The following is a 16,627-nucleotide window of genomic DNA, read 5'->3' as shown; positions in this document are numbered from 1 at the left end:
GTCCCGTCCGGCTCCGTCTCAGGGCGCGAAGCCGGACAGGACCCTGCCGTCGTCGGGTGAGGAGAGGAACAGCGCGTCGCCGTGGGCAATCAGGGAGGGTGGCGTGCCGCCGATGGGCATGTCGAAGAGCTTGCCCGCGCCGGGAGGATTCTCGTCGCTGCCGTCCAGATCGTAGGGGCTCACCGTGATGGCCTCGTGGACGAACGCCCGGTCGCCCACGATCGAGACGTTCCCCGCATTCTCGTCGAGCAGGGTGTCGACGTGGTACCAGAGTTCCTCGCCGTCACGGAGCCGGAACGCCCGGACCTGGCCGGGCGCCGAGACCACCACCGTGCCGTCAGCCGTGACGGCCGGCTTCATCGCACCCTCCATCCCCTGCGCCAGGGTGCGCCGGCCGGCGGGGGCGGAGGTGTCCGTCACCGTGAGGCCGCCCCGGGCGACGCAGATCAGATCGCGGTCCTTGAGCAGAGGATGGGCGCACTCGGTGTCCTCCTCGCCGACTCCCGGCAACTCCTTGCCCGACCCGGCGTCGAAGATCTGGATTCCGCTCCCCACGGCCACCACCCGGCCGTCCCCGGCCAGGAGGGTGGAGTCGGACCCGGCGTACTCGACGGCCCACTTCTCCGGCTTCTCCTCACCGGTGATCTGCTGGGCGGTCAGCCGGCCCGCCGAGCCGCCCTCTTTCCCGGAGACGTAGAAGATCACTCCGTCCGAGTACACCGCGCCTGCGCCCAGTTGGCCGCCCGGCACCGCGCGCCGCCACACCTCCTTGCCGTCGGTCAGGCGCAGCCCGACGAGGGCGCCCGGGACGAAGGCGTACACCGTGCCGTCAACGGCCGTGACGACCGACCGGCTGCCCTTGCCGTTCCCGGGCCCGGACTCCCCCGGGACGTTCCAACGTTCGGTGCCCCTCGCCGCGTCCAGAGCGGTGACTCCCCGCTCGCCGGAACAGACCAGGGTCCCGGCCGACAGCAGGCAGCCGTACTCCCCCACGCGTTCGCCGGTCGTCCAGGGTTTCCAGCCGGCCGGCCGCGCGGCCAGGTCCGCGCCGCGTGCCCCGAAATCGCCCGTGCGGGCGGCGTCCGCCCCGGACACGACCGTCGGTCCGGCCCCGCCAGCCGCCGAGGACGCCGGTCCGTCGGGCCGGGCGGCGGCCGGATCGTCGGTGCGCGCGTCACCGTCGAGCAGCCCCGGCAGGAGCACCGTCCCGAGCACCGCGCAGACCACCGCGAGCGCGGCCATGACCGCGCGCGGACGGCGCCGCCGGGTAAGCGCGGGGGCCGGTGGGGTGGGAGGAGTCGCCGGCGGTGGCGGAACCACCGGAACCGGCACCGACCCGGCACACCGCAGGGCCATCTCGGTGTGCGCGGCGCACTGCTCCCGTACCGCGTCGTGCCATGGGAAGGACTCCGGTACGCCGCCAGGGGCGAGCAGACCGGCAAGCTCGTACGGGGCCGGCCGGTCCTCGGGGCGGGGGGCGAGGCAGCGCTCGATCACCGCGCGCAACCCCGCCGGTACGCGGTCGAGTTCGGGTTCGCCGTGCGCGATCCGGAAGATCACCGCTGCCATGTCCGGATCGTCGAACGGGCCGCGTCCGCACGCCGCGAAGGCCAGCACCGCGCCCAGGCAGAACACGTCGGAGGCCGGGACCAGCGCCGTCGAGCCGTTGACGTGCTCGGGCGAGATGTAGCCGGGGCTGCCGACCACCACCCCGGTCCGGGTCAGCTGGGTTGCCTCGAAGGCCTGGGCGATCCCGAAGTCGATGATCTTGGGCCCGTCGGCGCCCAGCAGGACGTTGCCCGGCTTGAGGTCGCGGTGCAGCACCCGCACGGCGTGCATGTCGGCGAGTGCCAGGGCGAGGCGCGAGCCGACGGCACGGACCACGCTCTCGGGCAGCGGTCCGGTGCGGGAGACCGCCTCGGCGAGCGAGGGGCCCGGCACGTACTCCGTGGCGAGCCAGGGCGTCCCGCCGCTCTCGTCCCCGGCGACCAGTGCCGCGAAGTGAGGGCCGCGCACGGCACCGGCCGCCGCGATCTCACGCCGGAAGCGGACGCGGAAGCCGTCGTCGAGGTCGAGCCCGGGGAGCACGGTCTTGAGCGCGACGAGCCCGGCGAGCGAACCGGCGCCGGCGTCAGGGGTGCTGTCCGCCCGCGCCAGGTACACCTCGCCCATCCCGCCCGCGCCGAGGCTCCCCAGCAGCCGGTAGGGGCCGATACGGGTGCGGCCGCCGGGAGTCAGGGGCTCGATCATGAGGAGGCCTGCCCTCCGGGCAGCGCGAGCGAGACGGCGATGCCGTGCCGGTAGACGATGTGAACGACCCCGTCGGCCGGGAAGAGCTCGGGCGGCCGGTTCTCCTTGCCCAGCGAGATGCCGGACGCGGGGTCGTACGGCTCCTCGATCGCGGGGACGGGTACGTCCTCGATCGGGCTGCGGCGCAACGGCCCCGGGGTGTCCCCGCCCAGCGCGACGCTGTGGAGCGCGTCGGTGTCGGCCCAGACAAGGGTGTCGTCGACGAGTACGGGAGCGGAGACGGGGTTCTGCTCGCGGGCTTCGGCGTCCTTCCCGAGGCTGTAGCGTTCCAGCACCGTGCCGTCGTCACTCCGCACGACGACGAACTCGGAGTCCTCGTCGTCCTCGACGGCCTCGGTTTCGGTGTCCATGCCTGTCCTGAACACGGTCATGCTGTCGCTCCTCGCCACCGCCACCGCGTCCTCGCCGACTCCGGGCGGTGGGACGTCCTCGTCCGTACCGTCCTGAGCCTGCGGGCAGTGGGCCGCGAAGTCGGCCGGTGTCTCTCCTGGGCATCCTGGGGACTCCTCGTCCCCGTCCTTCGCACGGAAGGCGTGCAGCCCTTCCTCGTTGTCGGCGTAGACCACCCCGCCGCGGACGCCCATCGGCCAGAAATCACCGTTCTGGACCTGGGCCAGGTCCTCACCCGCGAGTGGTTTCCGCCATCTCTCCGTCCCGTCGCGGACGTCGAAGGCCGCGATCCCGGACCCCTCGGGCAGACCGCCGGTGGCCGCGAACACCAGCCCGTCCGCGACCTGGGGCGAACTCCACGGTTTGTGGGCGGCCCCGGCCTCGGCCTCCCAGCGGGACGTTCCGGTCCTGGCGTCGACTGCGAGGAGATGGTCACCGGTGGCGAAGTACACCGAGCCCTCGTGGACGACGGGACGGGTGGAGCCGCTGGGCATGAAGAACGTCCCGGACGGGCTGTAGTACGCGTCGGCCTCGCCCGGTTCCTCGCCCGCGGCGAAATCCCAGAGCTTCTTGCCGTCGGCCGCCGAGAGCGCCTCGTACGTTCCGTCCGCCGCGCGGCAGACGACCACGTCCCGGCCGGCCGCGCAGCCGAGCGGGGTGCCGGCGAAGGTGGCGCGCCAGGGTTTCCAGCCGGGAGGGCCGGCCTGTGCGGGTCTGCTCCCGCCGTCGTCCCGGAACGCCAGCAGGCCCCCCGTGACCGCGCCCGCCAGGACGACCGCTGCGAGGGCAGCACCGAGGAGGCGACGGCGGCGGGCGGGACGGACCGGAGCGGCCACGGGCGGCGGCAGCCCGGGGCCCTCCGTGGGAAGTCGCTCCACCGGTGTCCGGCTGCCGGTGGCCGCCTCGGTCGGTGTGTAGCCGGGCAGCAGCGGTCCGCCCGGCGTCCGTACGGAGGCCAGCTCGCGCTCGTACTCGGCGATGTGGGCCGCGACCGGCGCGGGCCAGCTCACGGGGCCCTCCGGCGCGAGGCGTGCGGCGAGTTCGCCCGGGGTGGGGCGGGCGGAGGGATCAGCCAGCAGGCAGTCCTGGAGCACGGCGCGCAGGGTGTCGGGCACTCCGTCGAGGTCGGCCTCGACGTACTTGACCCGGTACAGCACCGCGGCGACCGGACCGTCACCGAAGGGGTCACGGCCGGTGGCCGCGAAGCAGAGGACGGACGCCAGGCAGAAGACGTCGGAGGCAGGCACCACGCGTCCGCTGCCCGCGACGTGCTCCGGGGACATGAAGGCGGGGCTGCCGATCATCCGGCTGGTGGTCGTCAGCGGGGTGGCTCCCGCGCCGCGGGCGATCCCGAAGTCGATCAGGCGCGGCCCGTCGGCGGCGAGCAGGACGTTGCCGGGCTTCATGTCACGGTGCACGACACCGGCCGCGTGCACGGTCTCCAGGGCCCGGGCGAGGTCCGCCCCGAGCCGCCGGACAACTTCCTCGTCCAGCGCGCCCGACCGGCGTACCGCGGCCGACAGCGTCGGGCCCGCGACATATCCGGTGGCCAGCCAGGGCACGTCCGTCTCGGCGTCGCCGTCCAGGACCGGGGCCAGGGCCGGGCCGGTGACCGAGCGGGCCACGGAGATCTCACGGCGGAAGCGCTGCCGGAAACCGGGGTCCTGGGCGACGTCACGGCGGACCGTCTTCACGGCAACGGGGGTTTTGTCGGATCCGGAACCGTCCCGCAGCCCCAGGAACACCTCACCCATGCCGCCAGCGCCGAGCCTCGCCAGAACGGCGTACGGCCCGATACGTCTCGGTGAGTCCTCGCGCAACGGCTCCAGCATGCGTCCCCCCGAGGTGCATGACCAGGGACGCGCACCGCACGCGCCCCGTGCGCGGCATCTTTTCACGCCCCGTCAGGCGGGGAGCAGTACCACTCGGAACGCGGCCGAGGCGGCTCCCGGGCGGCCCGCACGCCGCCCGGGAGCCGTCAGTTCCCGCCGGTGAGTCCCGCGACCAGCTCGTCCGCCGCCGCGTACGGGTCGAGGCCTCCGGCCACGATGCGTTCCGCGAGGGCGTCCAGCCGGCGGTCGCCGTGCAGATCGGCGATCCGTTCACGGAGCCTGGTGACGGCGATCGTCTCGACCTCGCGGGCCGCACGCGCCGTGCGCCGCTCGGCGAGGACACCGTGCTCCTCCATCCACGCCCGGTGCTTCTCCAGGGCCTCGACGACCTCGTCGATGCCCTCGCCCCGGGCGGCGACCGTCTTCACGATCGGCGGCCGCCAGTCGCCGGGCCCCCGGGACTCACCCAGGCCCAGCATGTGGTTGAGCTCGCGGGCGGTGGCGTCCGCACCGTCCCGGTCCGCCTTGTTGACGACGTACACGTCGCCGATCTCCAGGATTCCGGCCTTCGCCGCCTGGATGCCGTCGCCCATGCCCGGGGCGAGGAGGACGACGGAGGTGTCGGCCTGGGAGGCGATCTCCACCTCCGACTGGCCGACCCCCACCGTCTCCACGAGGATCACGTCGCAGCCCGCCGCGTCCAGCACCCGGATCGCCTGCGGTGCCGACCACGCGAGCCCGCCCAGATGGCCACGGGTGGCCATCGAGCGGATGTAGACGCCCGGGTCGGAGGCGTGCTCCGACATCCGGACCCGGTCCCCGAGGAGCGCGCCCCCGGAGAACGGCGACGACGGGTCGACGGCCAGGACCGCGACACGCTTGCCGGCCTTGCGGTAGGCGGAGACCAGTGCCGAGGTCGAGGTGGACTTGCCGACACCCGGCGAACCGGTCAGGCCGACGACGTAGGCGTGGCCCGCCAGCGGTGCCAGGGCCGCCATCACCTCCCGCAGCTGCGGCGAGGCACCCTCCACCAGGGAGATGAGCCGGGCCACCGCACGCGGCCTGCCCTCACGTGCCTGCTCGACCAGGGTGGGGACGTCCACCTTCACGCGGCCTCCTCGCTCGCTCGTACGGTGACTACTTGCCCGGTACGCGGATGATCAACGCGTCGCCCTGGCCACCGCCGCCGCACAGCGCCGCCGCACCGGTCCCGCCGCCGCGCCGCTTCAGCTCCAGCGCCAGGTGCAGCACCACACGGGCGCCGGACATACCGATGGGGTGGCCGAGCGCGATCGCGCCGCCGTTCACGTTGACCTTGTCGGAGGTGACGCCGAGGTCCTTCATCGACTGGACCGCGACGGCCGCGAAGGCCTCGTTGATCTCGATGAGGTCGAGGTCCTCGACGCCGATGCCCTCCTTCTTGAGGGCGTGACGGATGGCGTTGGACGGCTGCGACTGGAGCGAGTTGTCCGGGCCCGCCACGTTGCCGTGGGCACCGATCTCGGCGATCCAGTCCAGGCCCAGCTCCTCGGCCTTGGCCTTGCTCATGACGACGACGGCGGCGGCGCCGTCGGAGATCTGCGAGGAGGTGCCCGCCGTGATCGTGCCGTCCTTGGTGAAGGCGGGGCGCAGCTTCCCGAGGGACTCGGCGGTCGTCTCGGGGCGGATGCCCTCGTCCTTGGAGAAGAGGACCGGGTCGCCCTTGCGCTGCGGGATCTCGACCGGGGTGATCTCGGCCTCGAAGATGCCGTTCTTCTGCGCGGCGGCGGCGCGCTGGTGGGACAGGGCGCCGATCTCGTCCTGGTCGGCGCGGGCGAGGCCCAGGCGGGTGTTGTGCTTCTCGGTGGACTCGCCCATCGGGATGTTCTCGTAGGCGTCGGTCAGGCCGTCGTAGGCCATCGAGTCGAGCATCTCGACCGCACCGTACTTGTATCCCTCGCGGGACTTCGGGAGCAGGTGCGGGGCGTTGGTCATGGACTCCTGGCCGCCGGCCACCACGACGTCGAACTCGCCGGCGCGGATCAGCTGGTCCGCGAGGGCGATGGCGTCGAGTCCCGACAGGCACACCTTGTTGACGGTGAGCGCGGGGACGTTCAGCGGGATGCCGGCCTTGACGGCCGCCTGGCGTGCCGGGATCTGCCCTGCCCCGGCCTGGAGCACCTGGCCCATGATCACGTACTCGACCTGGTCGCCGCTGATCCCGGCCCGGTCCAGCGCCGCCTTGATGGCGAAGCCTCCGAGGTCGGCTCCGGAGAAGCTCTTCAGCGAGCCGAGGAGACGGCCCATGGGCGTCCGCGCGCCCGCGACGATCACTGAGGTGGTTCCGGTCGTTCCTGACATGAGGCGCAGCCCCTTGGGATCGGTTGTGAACGAGGGTTTACCTGAATGTACTGAGCGGTACGGCGCCCGTCATCCGGCTGTCGGTGTGATCGCGCGCACGTTGCGTAACCATCCCCGGGGCGCTGCACTGGTTCCATGCTGACGCGAATCGACCACATCGGAATCGCCTGTTTCGACCTCGACAAGACAGTGGAGTTCTACCGCGCCACCTACGGCTTCGAGGTGCACCACTCGGAGATCAACGAAGAGCAGGGCGTCCGGGAGGCCATGCTGAAGATCAACGACACCTCGGACGGCGGGGCTTCCTACCTCCAGCTGCTCGAACCGACCCGTGAGGACTCGGCGGTCGGCAAGTGGCTGGCGAAGAACGGTGAGGGTGTGCACCACATCGCGTTCGGGACCGCGGACGTCGACGGGGACTCCGAGGACATCCGCGGGAAGGGCGTCCGGGTGCTGTACGACGAGCCCAGGACCGGTTCGATGGGCTCCCGGATCACCTTCCTCCACCCCAAGGACTGCCACGGTGTGCTGACCGAACTGGTCACCTCGGCCGAAGAGCACTGACCCGGCCGGTACCCGGCCCGGTAGAGTGGGCGGTTCCGGGCCGGGGCCGGGTCGGGGCCGTGCCGCGTCCTCGCCGTTGATCTGTCACCATTCCCCGGGGGACCGCTCGCCGGCGAGCGGTCCTCGTACGGAGAATTGCGACCAGGGTTGGGGTCTCCCCTGCTCAGTCGGGCACCCCCTGCTCGAACGAAGTTGAGAGCTCGGGGGAAGAAGTTGAGAGCTCGGGGAAGGATGGGACCGCGCAGTGCGGGGCTACGAGAGCCAGCAGAGCCACCGGGCTGACGACGACCATCTCTCGCGGTTCGAAGCCGAGATGGACCGGCTGAAGACCGACCGGGAGAAGGCCGTCCAGCACGCCGAGGACCTCGGTTACCAGGTCGAGGTCTTGCGCGCCAAGCTGCACGAGGCGCGGCGCAATCTGGCGACCCGTCCCGCACACGACAGCGCGGACATCGGCTACCAGGCCGAACAGATGCTCCGGAACGCCCAGATCCAGGCCGAGCAGATGCGCACCGACGCCGAGCGCGAGCTGCGCGAGGCCAGGGCGCAGACGCAGCGGATCCTCCAGGAGCACGCGGAGCACCAGGCCCGTCTCCAGGCCGAGTTGCACGCCGAGGCGGTCCAGCGGCGCCAGCGGCTCGACCAGGAACTGGCGGAGCGCCGGCAGACCGTCGAGTCGCACGTCAACGAGAACGTCGCCTGGGCCGAGCAGTTGCGGGCCAGGACCGAGTCCCAGGCCCGCCGTCTCCTGGACGAGTCGCGCACGGAGGCCGAGCAGTCGCTCGCCGCCTCCCGCGCCGAGGCGGCCCGGCTCGCCGACGAGACCCGTCGGCGCCTCAACTCCGAGTCCGAGTCGGCCCGTCGCGAGGCCGAGGCGACGCTGCTGCGGGCCCGCAGGGACGCCGAGCGGCTGCTGGAGGCAGCCTCTTCGCAGGCACAGGAGGCCACCAGTCACGCCGAGCAGCTCCGCTCGACGGCAACCGCCGAGACCGAGCAGACCCGGCAGCAGACCGCGGAGCTGAACCGCACCGCCGAGCAGCGCATGCAGGAGGCCGAGACCCGGCTGCGCGAGGCCCGGCTGGAGGCCGAGAAGGTCCTCTCCGAGGCGAAGGAGGCCGCGGTCAAGCGGCTGGCCGGCGCCGAGTCGCAGAACGAGCAGCGCACGCGTACGGCCAGGTCCGAGATCGCCCGCCTGGTCGGCGAGGCCACGAAGCAGGCCGAGACGCTCAAGGAAGAGGCCGAGCAGGCCCTCGTCGACGCGCGGGCGGAAGCCGACCGCGTGGTCGCCGAGGCCGCCGAGAAGGCCCGCACCCTGGCCGCCGAGGACGCCGCCGCCCAGCTCGCGAAGGCCGCCCGGAGCGCCGAGGAGGTCCTGACCAAGGCCTCCGACGACGCCAGGTCGACCACCAAGGCCGCCGGTGAGGAGGCCGAACGGATCCGCCGTGAGGCCGAGGCCGAGGCGGACCGGCTGCGCGGCGAGGCCGCCGAGCAGGCCGACCAGCTCAAGGGCGCGGCCAAGGACGACACCAAGGAGTACCGGGCCAAGACCGTCGAGCTGCAGGAGGAGGCCCGCCGTCTCCGCGGTGAGGCCGAGCAGCTCCGCTCCGAGGCCGTGGCCGAGGGCGAGCGGATCCGCGGCGAGGCCCGCCGCGAGGCCGTCCAGCAGCTGGAGGAGGGTGCCCGCACCGCCGAGGAGCTGCTCACCAAGGCCAAGTCCGACGCCGAGGAGCTGCGGACGTCCGCGGGCACCGAGAGCGAGCGCGTCAGGACCGAGGCCGCCGAGCGGGCCGCCAACCTGCGCAAGCAGGCCGAGGAGGCGCTGGAACGCAGCCGGGCCGAGGCGGAGAAGCTCCGCGCCGAGGCCGAGGAACAGGCCACCGCCCTGACCGCCGCGGCGGTCAGGGCGGCCGAGGAACTGCGCGAGGAGACCGAGCGCGGGGCCGAGGCCCGCAAGGCCGAGGCCGCCGAGGAGCTGGCCCGGCTGCACACCGAGGCCCAGTCCCGGGTCGACGCCGCGGAGGAGGTGCTCGGTGAGGCCCGTACGGAGGCGGAGCGGATCCGCCGCGAGACGGGCGAGGAGTCCGAGCGGCTGCGCGCGGAGGCCGCCGAGCGGATCCGTGCGCTCCAGGAGCAGGCCACGACGGAGGCCGAGCGCCTGCGCACCGAGGCCGCCGCCGACGCCGCGCAGTCCCGCGCCGAGGGCGAGTCCGTGGCCGTACGGCTGCGCAGCGAGGCCGCCGCCGAGGCGGAGCGGCTGAAGACCGAGGCGCAGGAGAGCGCCGGCCGGGTGCGCTCCGAGGCCGCGGCCGCCGCCGAGCGGGTCGGCACGGAGGCCGCGGAGGCACTGGCCGCCGCCCAGGAGGAGGCCAACCGCCGCCGCCGCGCCGCCGAGGAGGCACTCGGCTCCGCGCGGGCCGAGGCCGAGCAGGAGCGCGAGCGCGCCCGCGAGCAGAGCGAGGAGCTCCTCGCCTCCGCCCGCAAGCGGGTCGAGGAGGCCCAGGCCGAGGCCCAGCGGCTGGTCGAGGAGGCGGAGAGCCGGGCAACCGAGCTGGTCTCCGCCGCCGAGCAGACCGCACAGCAGGTGCGGGACTCCGTCGCCGGGATGCAGGAGCAGGCCGAGGAGGAGATCACCGGACTGCGTTCCGCCGCCGATCACGCGGCGGAGCGGACGAGGACCGAGGCGCAGGAGGAGGCGGACCGGCTCAGGTCCGACGCCTACGCCGAGCGCGAGCGGGCCGCCGAGGACGCCAACCGCATCCGTCAGGTCGCGCACGAGGAGGCCGAGGCCGCGAAGACCCTGGCCGAGCGGACCGTCTCCGAGGCCATCACCGAGTCGGAGAAGCTGCGCTCGGACACCTCGGAGTACAGCCAGCGGGTCCGCACGGAGGCGTCCGACGCCCTCGCGTCGGCGGAGCAGGACGCCTCACGCGCCCGCGCCGACGCCCGCGAGGACGCCAACCGCATCCGTTCCGAAGCGGCGGCGCAGGCCGACCGGCTCATGGCTGAGGCCACGAGCGAGAGCGAGCGGGTCCGCACCGAGGCCACCGAACAGTCGGAGCGCTTCGTACAGGAGGCGACCGACGAGGCGGAGCGGCTGCGCGCGGAGGCGGCACAGACCGTCGGTTCGGCCCAGGAGCACGCGGCCCGCACCCGCGAGGAGTCGGAGCGGCTGCGCGCCGACGCCGAGGCCGCGGCGGAGCAACTGGGCGCGGAGGCCCGGCAGGAGGCCGACCGGCTGCTCGACGAGGCACGCGAGGCAGCGGCGAAGCGCCGTACCGATGCCGCCGAACAGGCCGACCAGCTCGTCAACAAGGCCCAGGAGGAGGCGCTGCGCGCCGCCACCGAGGCCGAGGAGCAGGCGGACAGGATGGTCGGGGCCGCCCGCAACGAGGCCGTCCGGATCACCTCGGAGGCCACGGTCGAGGGCAACACCCTGGTGGAGCGCGCCCGTACGGACGCGGACGAGCTGCTCGTCGGCGCCCGCCGGGACGCCACCGCCACCCGGGAACGGGCGGATGAGCTCAGGACCCGGATCGAGAGCGAGATCGAGGAGCTGCACGAGCGCGCCCGGCGCGAGACCTCCGAGCAGATGAAGACCGCCGGCGAGCGCGTCGACAAGCTGATGAAGGCGGCGACGGATCAGCGGGCGGAGGCCGAGGCCAAGGCCAAGGAGCTGCTGTCGGAAGCGAATTCGGAAGCGAGCAAGGTCCGTATCGCCGCCGTGAAGCGCGCCGAGTCGCTCCTCAAGGAGGCCGAGACCAAGAAGGCCGAACTGACCAGGGTGGCCGAGAAGCTGCGGGCCGACGCCGAGGCCGAGGCGAAGCAGACGGTCGACGAAGGCCGTCGCGAGCTGGACCTGCTGGTCCGCAGACGCGAGGACATCAATACGGAGATCTCCCGTGTCCAGGACGTCCTCGAGGCGTTGGAGTCTTTCGAGGCTCCGGGCGGAGCGGGCAAGGCCTCGGGCGGCGGTGCGGGGGGCGTGAAGGCCGGGGCGTCGGCGGGCAACCGGTCGGGGGGCAAGGCGTCGGACGGGTAACCGCTCACGTATTTCGCCATGAACATTCAACCCTTCGGGTCGCAAGCACTCCGGGGGTCAGCCACTCAAAAGGGGTGTCATTCTCCATACCAAAGCGGCATCTTCACGTTGACACGCCGCCCAGGCCCCTAGGATTCCCTCTAACACCTCACCGGTCTCATTCGACAGGAACCCCATGAGCGACCCTTCCTCCCCCTTCGGCTTCGAGCTCGTGCGACGTGGATACGACCGCGGTCAGGTGGACGACCGCATTACCAAACTCGTCGCCGACCGTGACAGCGCTCTCGCCCGTATCACCTCTCTGGAAAAGCGCATCGAGGAGCTCCACCTCGAGACGCAGAACGCCCAGGCCCAGGTCAACGACGCCGAGCCGTCGTACGCCGGTCTCGGTGCGCGCGTCGAGAAGATCCTCCGCCTCGCCGAGGAGGAGGCGAAGGACCTGCGTGAGGAGGCCCGCCGCGCCGCGGAGCAGCACCGCGAGCTGGCCGAGTCGGCCGCCCAGCAGGTGCGCAACGACGCGGAGACGTTCGCCGCGGAGCGCAAGGCGAAGGCCGAGGACGAGGGCGTTCGTATCGTCGAGAAGGCCAAGGGCGAAGCGAGCACGCTGCGCACCGACGCCCAGAAGGACGCCCAGCAGAAGCGCGAGGAGGCGGACGCCCTCTTCGAGGAGACCCGCGCCAAGGCCGCCCAGGCCGCCGCGGACTTCGAGACGAACCTGGCCAAGCGCCGCGAGCAGTCCGAGCGCGACCTCGCGTCCCGTCAGGCGAAGGCCGAGAAGCGTCTCGCCGAGATCGAGCACCGGGCGGAGCAGCTCCGTCTGGAGGCCGAGAAGCTCCGTACGGACGCCGAGCGCCGGGCCCGTCAGACGGTGGAGACGGCTCAGCGTCAGGCCGAGGACATCGTGGCCGACGCGAACGCCAAGGCCGACCGGATCCGCAGCGAATCGGAGCGCGAGCTGGCGGCGCTCACCAACCGCCGCGACTCGATCAACGCCCAGCTGACCAACGTCCGCGAGATGCTGGCGACGCTGACGGGTGCCGCGGTCGCCGCCGCCGGCTCCCCGGCGGAGGACGACGCCACCCGTGGGGTCCCCGCCCAGCAGACCCGCTGAGCGACGGCGCGTGCGTGCGCCGTACCCCTTTGCGCGCCCGGTTCCGCCTTTGTGGTGGCGCCGGGCGCGCGGCCGTTCTAGCGTGGGCGCATGATCGAGCTCGACGGCCTCACCAAACGCTTCGGCAACAAGGTTGCCGTCGACCATCTGTCATGCCGGGTCAGACCGGGCATGGTGACCGGGTTCCTCGGCCCGAACGGCGCGGGCAAGTCCACGACCATGCGGATGATGCTCGACCTCGACAACCCGACCAGCGGCACGGTGCGGATCGACGGCCGCCACTACCGCGACCTCCAGGAACCGCTCAAGCACATCGGCGCGCTCCTGGACGCCAAGTCGATGCACGGCGGGCGCAGCGCGTACAACAACCTCCTGTGTCTCGCCCAGAGCAACCGCATCCCGGCGAGCCGGGTCTCCCACGTGCTGGACACGGTCGGCCTGAGCGCGGTGGCGAAGAAGAAGTCCAAGGGCTTCTCCCTCGGTATGGGCCAGCGGCTGGGAATCGCAGCCGCACTGCTCGGCGACCCCGAGATCCTGATGTTCGACGAGCCCGTCAACGGTCTGGACCCCGAGGGAATCCACTGGATCAGAAATCTGATGAAGGCCCTCGCGGCGGAAGGCCGGACGATCTTCGTCTCCTCGCACCTGATGAGCGAGATGGCCCTGACCGCGGACCATCTGATCGTCATCGGACAGGGCAAGCTGCTCGCGGACACCTCGATGGCCGACTTCATCCGCGACAACTCCCGCAGCTTCGTGCGCATGCGGTCCCCGGAGCAGGAGCGGCTGCGCGATCTCCTGCACTCGGAGGGCGTCGTCGCGGTCGAGTCGGGCAACGGCACGCTGGAGATCGACGGCGAGGCCCCGGAGCGGCTGGGTGAGCTCGCCGGCCGGAACGGGATCGTCCTGCACGAGCTGAGTGCCCAGCGGGCCTCCCTGGAGGAGGCCTTCATGCAGATGACCGCGAGCTCCGTGGAGTACCACGCCCACTCCGAACGCGAGGGTGCCCCGCCGCAGCCGGTGGGCCCGCACTGGGGCGACCAGTGGAACCAGCAGCAGGCCGGCGGCGGCACTGCCGACGTCCGTACGAAGGGGGTGTGACGGCCATGGCATCGGTTCCCGCGGTCCTGAACTCCGAGTGGACCAAGATCCGTACGGTGTCGTCGACCATGTGGACGCTGGTCGCCGCGTTCGTCGTCACCGTCGCGATGGGCGCGGCCCTCAGCGCCCTGCTGAACAGCCAGTTCGACGACCTCTCCGCCGCTGAGCAGGCCACCTTCGACCCGACGTTCGTGAGTTTCTCCGGTACGGTCCTGGGGCAGCTGGCGATGGTCGTCTTCGGAGTCCTGGTGGTGGGCACGGAGTACAGCTCGGGCATGATCCGGACCTCGCTCGCGGCCGTGCCGCAGCGCGGGTCGTTCCTCTTCAGCAAGATCGCGGTGGCGGGCGTCCTGGCCCTGGCCGTCGGTCTCGCCACCAGCTTCGTGACCTTCTTCCTCAGCCAGGCCATGCTGGGCGACCGCGGCACGGACATCGGCGCGGAGAACGTGCTGCGCGCGGTCTTCGGCGGCGGCGTCTACATGGGACTGATCGCGGTCTTCTCGATGGGCGTGGCCACGATGCTGCGCAGTTCCATGCTGTCGCTGGGCATCCTGATGCCGTTCTTCTTCCTCGTCTCCCAGATCCTCTCGGCGGTCCCGGGTGCGAAGAGCGTGGCCCGCTACTTCCCCGACCAGGCCGGCTCCAAGATCATGCAGGTGGTTCCGGACGCCCTGAACAGCGACCCCGCGCCGTACGGGCCGTGGGGCGGGCTGGGGATCATGGCGCTGTGGGTGGTGGCGGCGCTGATCGGCGGCTACCTCGTCCTGAAGCAGCGGGACGCCTGAGAGGCGCCTGGGACGCCGGTGCTCCGGTCGGGCGCTTGGCCGGAACCGTCCGCGGCTGGTTATCCTCCTAACTCTTACGGGGGCGTGCGGCCGGAGGCCTGGGCCCCGACGACAGATAAGTCGATGGGGCTGGAGAATGATCGAGGCAGTCGGCCTGACCAAGCGCTACGGCGCGAAGACGGCCGTGCACAACCTTTCCTTCCAGGTGCGGCCGGGGGCCGTCACGGGGTTCCTCGGTCCCAACGGGTCGGGCAAGTCCACCACCATGCGCATGATGCTCGGCCTGGACCGGCCGACTTCGGGACATGTGACGATCGGCGGCCACGCGTTCCGCAGCCTTCCCAACGCCCCGCGCCAGGTGGGGGCGCTGCTGGACGCCAAGGCCGTGCACGGCGGGCGCAGCGCGCGCAGCCACCTCCTGTGCCTGGCCCAGCTGGCGGGTATCCCGGCGGCCCGGGTGGACGAGGTCCTCGGTGTCGTCGGTCTCCAGGACGTCGCGAAGAAGCGGTCCAAGGGATTCTCGCTCGGCATGGGCCAGCGGCTCGGGATCGCGGCGGCACTGCTCGGGGACCCGCAGGTGCTGCTCTTCGACGAGCCGGTCAACGGGCTCGACCCCGAGGGCATCCTCTGGGTCCGCAACCTGATGAAGCGGCTGGCCTCCGAAGGCCGCACGGTCTTCGTCTCCAGTCACCTGATGAGCGAGATGGCGCTCACCGCCGATCACCTGATCGTGATCGGCCGTGGGCAGCTCCTCTCCGACATGAGCGTCACCGACTTCATCTCGGCCAACTCCGCGGACTTCGCCCGGGTGCGCGTCCCTGTGGACCGGCCCGAGTACCGGGAGAAGCTGACCGCCGCGCTCACGGAGGCGGGCGGGCAGGTCATGCCGGAGCCTGACGGGGCCCTGCGGATCACCGGGCTCGAACTCCCCCGGATCAGCGATCTGGCGCACGCGTCGGACGTCCGGCTGTGGGAGCTCTCGCCGCACCAGGCGTCGCTCGAGGAGGCGTACATGCGGATGACGCAGGGCGCCGTGGACTACCGCTCGACGGCGGACGCCAAGCAGGGGCTCCAGCTGCCGCCGCCCGGGTACGGCCCGGCCGGCCACGAGGGCGCGTGGCAGCCCGGCCACTCGCCCCAGCAGCCTCCGCCCGAGGTCCCGCAGCAGGGCTGGTACGCACCGCCGCCCCCGGGGCAGAACCCGTACGCCGACGCACCGGCCCCCGCACCCGCGGCCCCCGCCGGGCACAAGACCAGCGAGGACTCCCGATGACGACGCCTCCGCCGCACCCGCAGGCGCAGATGCCCTCGCAGGCCTACCAGGCTCCTCAGCAGCCGCAGCAGGGCTGGGGCGGCCCTGCCGCGCCGTACACCTCACCGATTCCCGTGCGCACCCCCGGCCTCGGTGATGCGATCGCCTCCGAGTGGACGAAGATCCGGTCCGTGCGCTCCACGGTGTGGACGCTCGGCGTGATGATCGTGCTGCTGATCGGCATCGGGCTGCTCGTCGCGTTCGTGGTGAGCCTGTCGGACGCCCCCATGGACGACGCCCCCGTGCTCACCCTCGGTTTCTTCGGCGTGCTGCTCGGGTCGATCTGTGTCATCACTCTCGGCGTGCTGACCATCGCTTCCGAGTACAGCACCGGGATGATCCGGACGACGCTGACGGCCTGCCCGAGCCGGGCGCGGATACTGATCGCGAAGTCGATCGTGTTCTTCCTGCTCTCCTTCACGATCACCACGGTGACCACCGGGGTCGTGGGCGTCCTGCAGACGGCCATGCTGGACGGCTCCACTCCCGACACGGGCTTCTGGGTGCGTTCCACCGTGGGGATCGGTCTCTACGTCGCGACGCTCGGGCTGCTCTCACTCGCGGTCGGCGCGATCATCCGGCACTCGGCGGGCGCCATCACGGTCATGATCGCGCTGGTGCTGCTCCCGCTCGTGCTGGCGATGTTCATGTTCTCGCCGACGCTCGCCGGTGTGCAGGAGGCACTCTTCGAGTACTCCATCCCCAATCAGCTGGGCGCGATGTACGACGCGACGGTGACCGCGTCGGGGCCGACCGGCTGGGAGCCGCTGTGGATCATGCTCGGCGTGACCGCGGTGGCCATGGCCGGCGCCTTCGCGTCGCTGGACCGGCGGGACGTCTGAC

11 protein-coding genes are annotated in these 16,627 nt (G+C 72.1%); 7 read left to right on the top strand and 4 right to left on the bottom strand.

The window, feature by feature from the left end; genetic code table 11:
* Nucleotides 1-18: 18 nt before the first annotated feature.
* The 4 genes from HED23_RS06785 to HED23_RS06770 form a co-directional block, all read right to left on the bottom strand.
* On the bottom strand, nucleotides 19-2,250 hold the full coding sequence (locus HED23_RS06785) for a protein kinase domain-containing protein (RefSeq protein ID WP_203182507.1): 2,232 nt from the start codon (nucleotides 2,248-2,250) through the stop codon (nucleotides 19-21).
* A complete protein-coding gene (locus tag HED23_RS06780; RefSeq protein ID WP_203182506.1) occupies nucleotides 2,247-4,532 on the bottom strand; it encodes a protein kinase domain-containing protein in 2,286 nt (761 codons plus the stop codon). The genes HED23_RS06785 and HED23_RS06780 overlap by 4 nt, the downstream gene beginning before the upstream one ends.
* A 146-nt stretch (nucleotides 4,533-4,678) precedes the next feature.
* Nucleotides 4,679-5,641: a methylmalonyl Co-A mutase-associated GTPase MeaB gene (gene meaB, locus HED23_RS06775; protein WP_203182505.1), complete on the bottom strand. Its 963-nt coding sequence runs from the start codon at nucleotides 5,639-5,641 to the stop codon at nucleotides 4,679-4,681.
* Between the two features lie 28 nt (nucleotides 5,642-5,669).
* Entirely contained in the window at nucleotides 5,670-6,872 is a 1,203-nt protein-coding gene (locus HED23_RS06770; RefSeq protein ID WP_203182504.1) for an acetyl-CoA C-acetyltransferase, read from the bottom strand.
* Nucleotides 6,873-7,007: 135 nt separating this feature from the next.
* Here HED23_RS06770 and mce point away from each other — a divergent pair, with 135 nt between their 5' ends.
* The 7 genes from mce to HED23_RS06735 all read left to right on the top strand — a co-directional run bounded on the left by mce (nucleotide 7,008) and on the right by HED23_RS06735 (nucleotide 16,626).
* Nucleotides 7,008-7,436: a methylmalonyl-CoA epimerase gene (gene mce / locus HED23_RS06765; RefSeq protein ID WP_203182503.1), complete on the top strand. Its 429-nt coding sequence runs from the start codon at nucleotides 7,008-7,010 to the stop codon at nucleotides 7,434-7,436.
* A gap of 244 nt (nucleotides 7,437-7,680) precedes the next feature.
* On the top strand, nucleotides 7,681-11,475 hold the full coding sequence (gene scy / locus HED23_RS06760; protein WP_203182502.1) for a polarized growth protein Scy: 3,795 nt from the start codon (nucleotides 7,681-7,683) through the stop codon (nucleotides 11,473-11,475).
* A gap of 175 nt (nucleotides 11,476-11,650) precedes the next feature.
* Nucleotides 11,651-12,586, top strand: a complete 936-nt coding sequence (locus tag HED23_RS06755; RefSeq protein ID WP_203182501.1) for a cellulose-binding protein — start codon at nucleotides 11,651-11,653, stop codon at nucleotides 12,584-12,586.
* Nucleotides 12,587-12,676: 90 nt separating this feature from the next.
* Nucleotides 12,677-13,687: an ATP-binding cassette domain-containing protein gene (locus HED23_RS06750; RefSeq protein WP_203182500.1), complete on the top strand. Its 1,011-nt coding sequence runs from the start codon at nucleotides 12,677-12,679 to the stop codon at nucleotides 13,685-13,687.
* A gap of 5 nt (nucleotides 13,688-13,692) precedes the next feature.
* On the top strand, nucleotides 13,693-14,472 hold the full coding sequence (locus HED23_RS06745) for an ABC transporter permease subunit (protein ID WP_203182499.1): 780 nt from the start codon (nucleotides 13,693-13,695) through the stop codon (nucleotides 14,470-14,472).
* Nucleotides 14,473-14,608: 136 nt separating this feature from the next.
* On the top strand, nucleotides 14,609-15,745 hold the full coding sequence (locus tag HED23_RS06740; protein ID WP_203182498.1) for an ABC transporter ATP-binding protein: 1,137 nt from the start codon (nucleotides 14,609-14,611) through the stop codon (nucleotides 15,743-15,745).
* A complete protein-coding gene (locus HED23_RS06735) occupies nucleotides 15,742-16,626 on the top strand; it encodes an ABC transporter permease subunit (protein ID WP_203182497.1) in 885 nt (294 codons plus the stop codon). The genes HED23_RS06740 and HED23_RS06735 overlap by 4 nt, the downstream gene beginning before the upstream one ends.
* Nucleotide 16,627 lies beyond the last annotated feature (1 nt).

The sequence above is a fragment of the Streptomyces pratensis genome, from assembly GCF_016804005.1.
GTDB lineage: Bacteria > Actinomycetota > Actinomycetes > Streptomycetales > Streptomycetaceae > Streptomyces > Streptomyces pratensis_A.
The sequence above is the reverse complement of the archived record's forward strand: the minus strand, read 5'-3'. Positions and strand labels throughout refer to the sequence as shown.

What these genes read in the sequence shown, in the direction of transcription:
- HED23_RS06785 (WP_203182507.1), bottom strand. Translation starts at nt 2,250, where the DNA reads ATGATCGAGCCCCTGACTCCCGGCGGCCGCACCCGTATCGGCCCCTAC.
- HED23_RS06780 (WP_203182506.1), bottom strand. Translation starts at nt 4,532, where the DNA reads ATGCTGGAGCCGTTGCGCGAGGACTCACCGAGACGTATCGGGCCGTAC.
- HED23_RS06770 (WP_203182504.1), bottom strand. Translation starts at nt 6,872, where the DNA reads ATGTCAGGAACGACCGGAACCACCTCAGTGATCGTCGCGGGCGCGCGG.
- mce (WP_203182503.1), top strand. Translation starts at nt 7,008, where the DNA reads ATGCTGACGCGAATCGACCACATCGGAATCGCCTGTTTCGACCTCGAC.
- HED23_RS06755 (WP_203182501.1), top strand. Translation starts at nt 11,651, where the DNA reads ATGAGCGACCCTTCCTCCCCCTTCGGCTTCGAGCTCGTGCGACGTGGA.
- HED23_RS06750 (WP_203182500.1), top strand. Translation starts at nt 12,677, where the DNA reads ATGATCGAGCTCGACGGCCTCACCAAACGCTTCGGCAACAAGGTTGCC.
- HED23_RS06745 (WP_203182499.1), top strand. Translation starts at nt 13,693, where the DNA reads ATGGCATCGGTTCCCGCGGTCCTGAACTCCGAGTGGACCAAGATCCGT.
- HED23_RS06740 (WP_203182498.1), top strand. Translation starts at nt 14,609, where the DNA reads ATGATCGAGGCAGTCGGCCTGACCAAGCGCTACGGCGCGAAGACGGCC.
- HED23_RS06735 (WP_203182497.1), top strand. Translation starts at nt 15,742, where the DNA reads ATGACGACGCCTCCGCCGCACCCGCAGGCGCAGATGCCCTCGCAGGCC.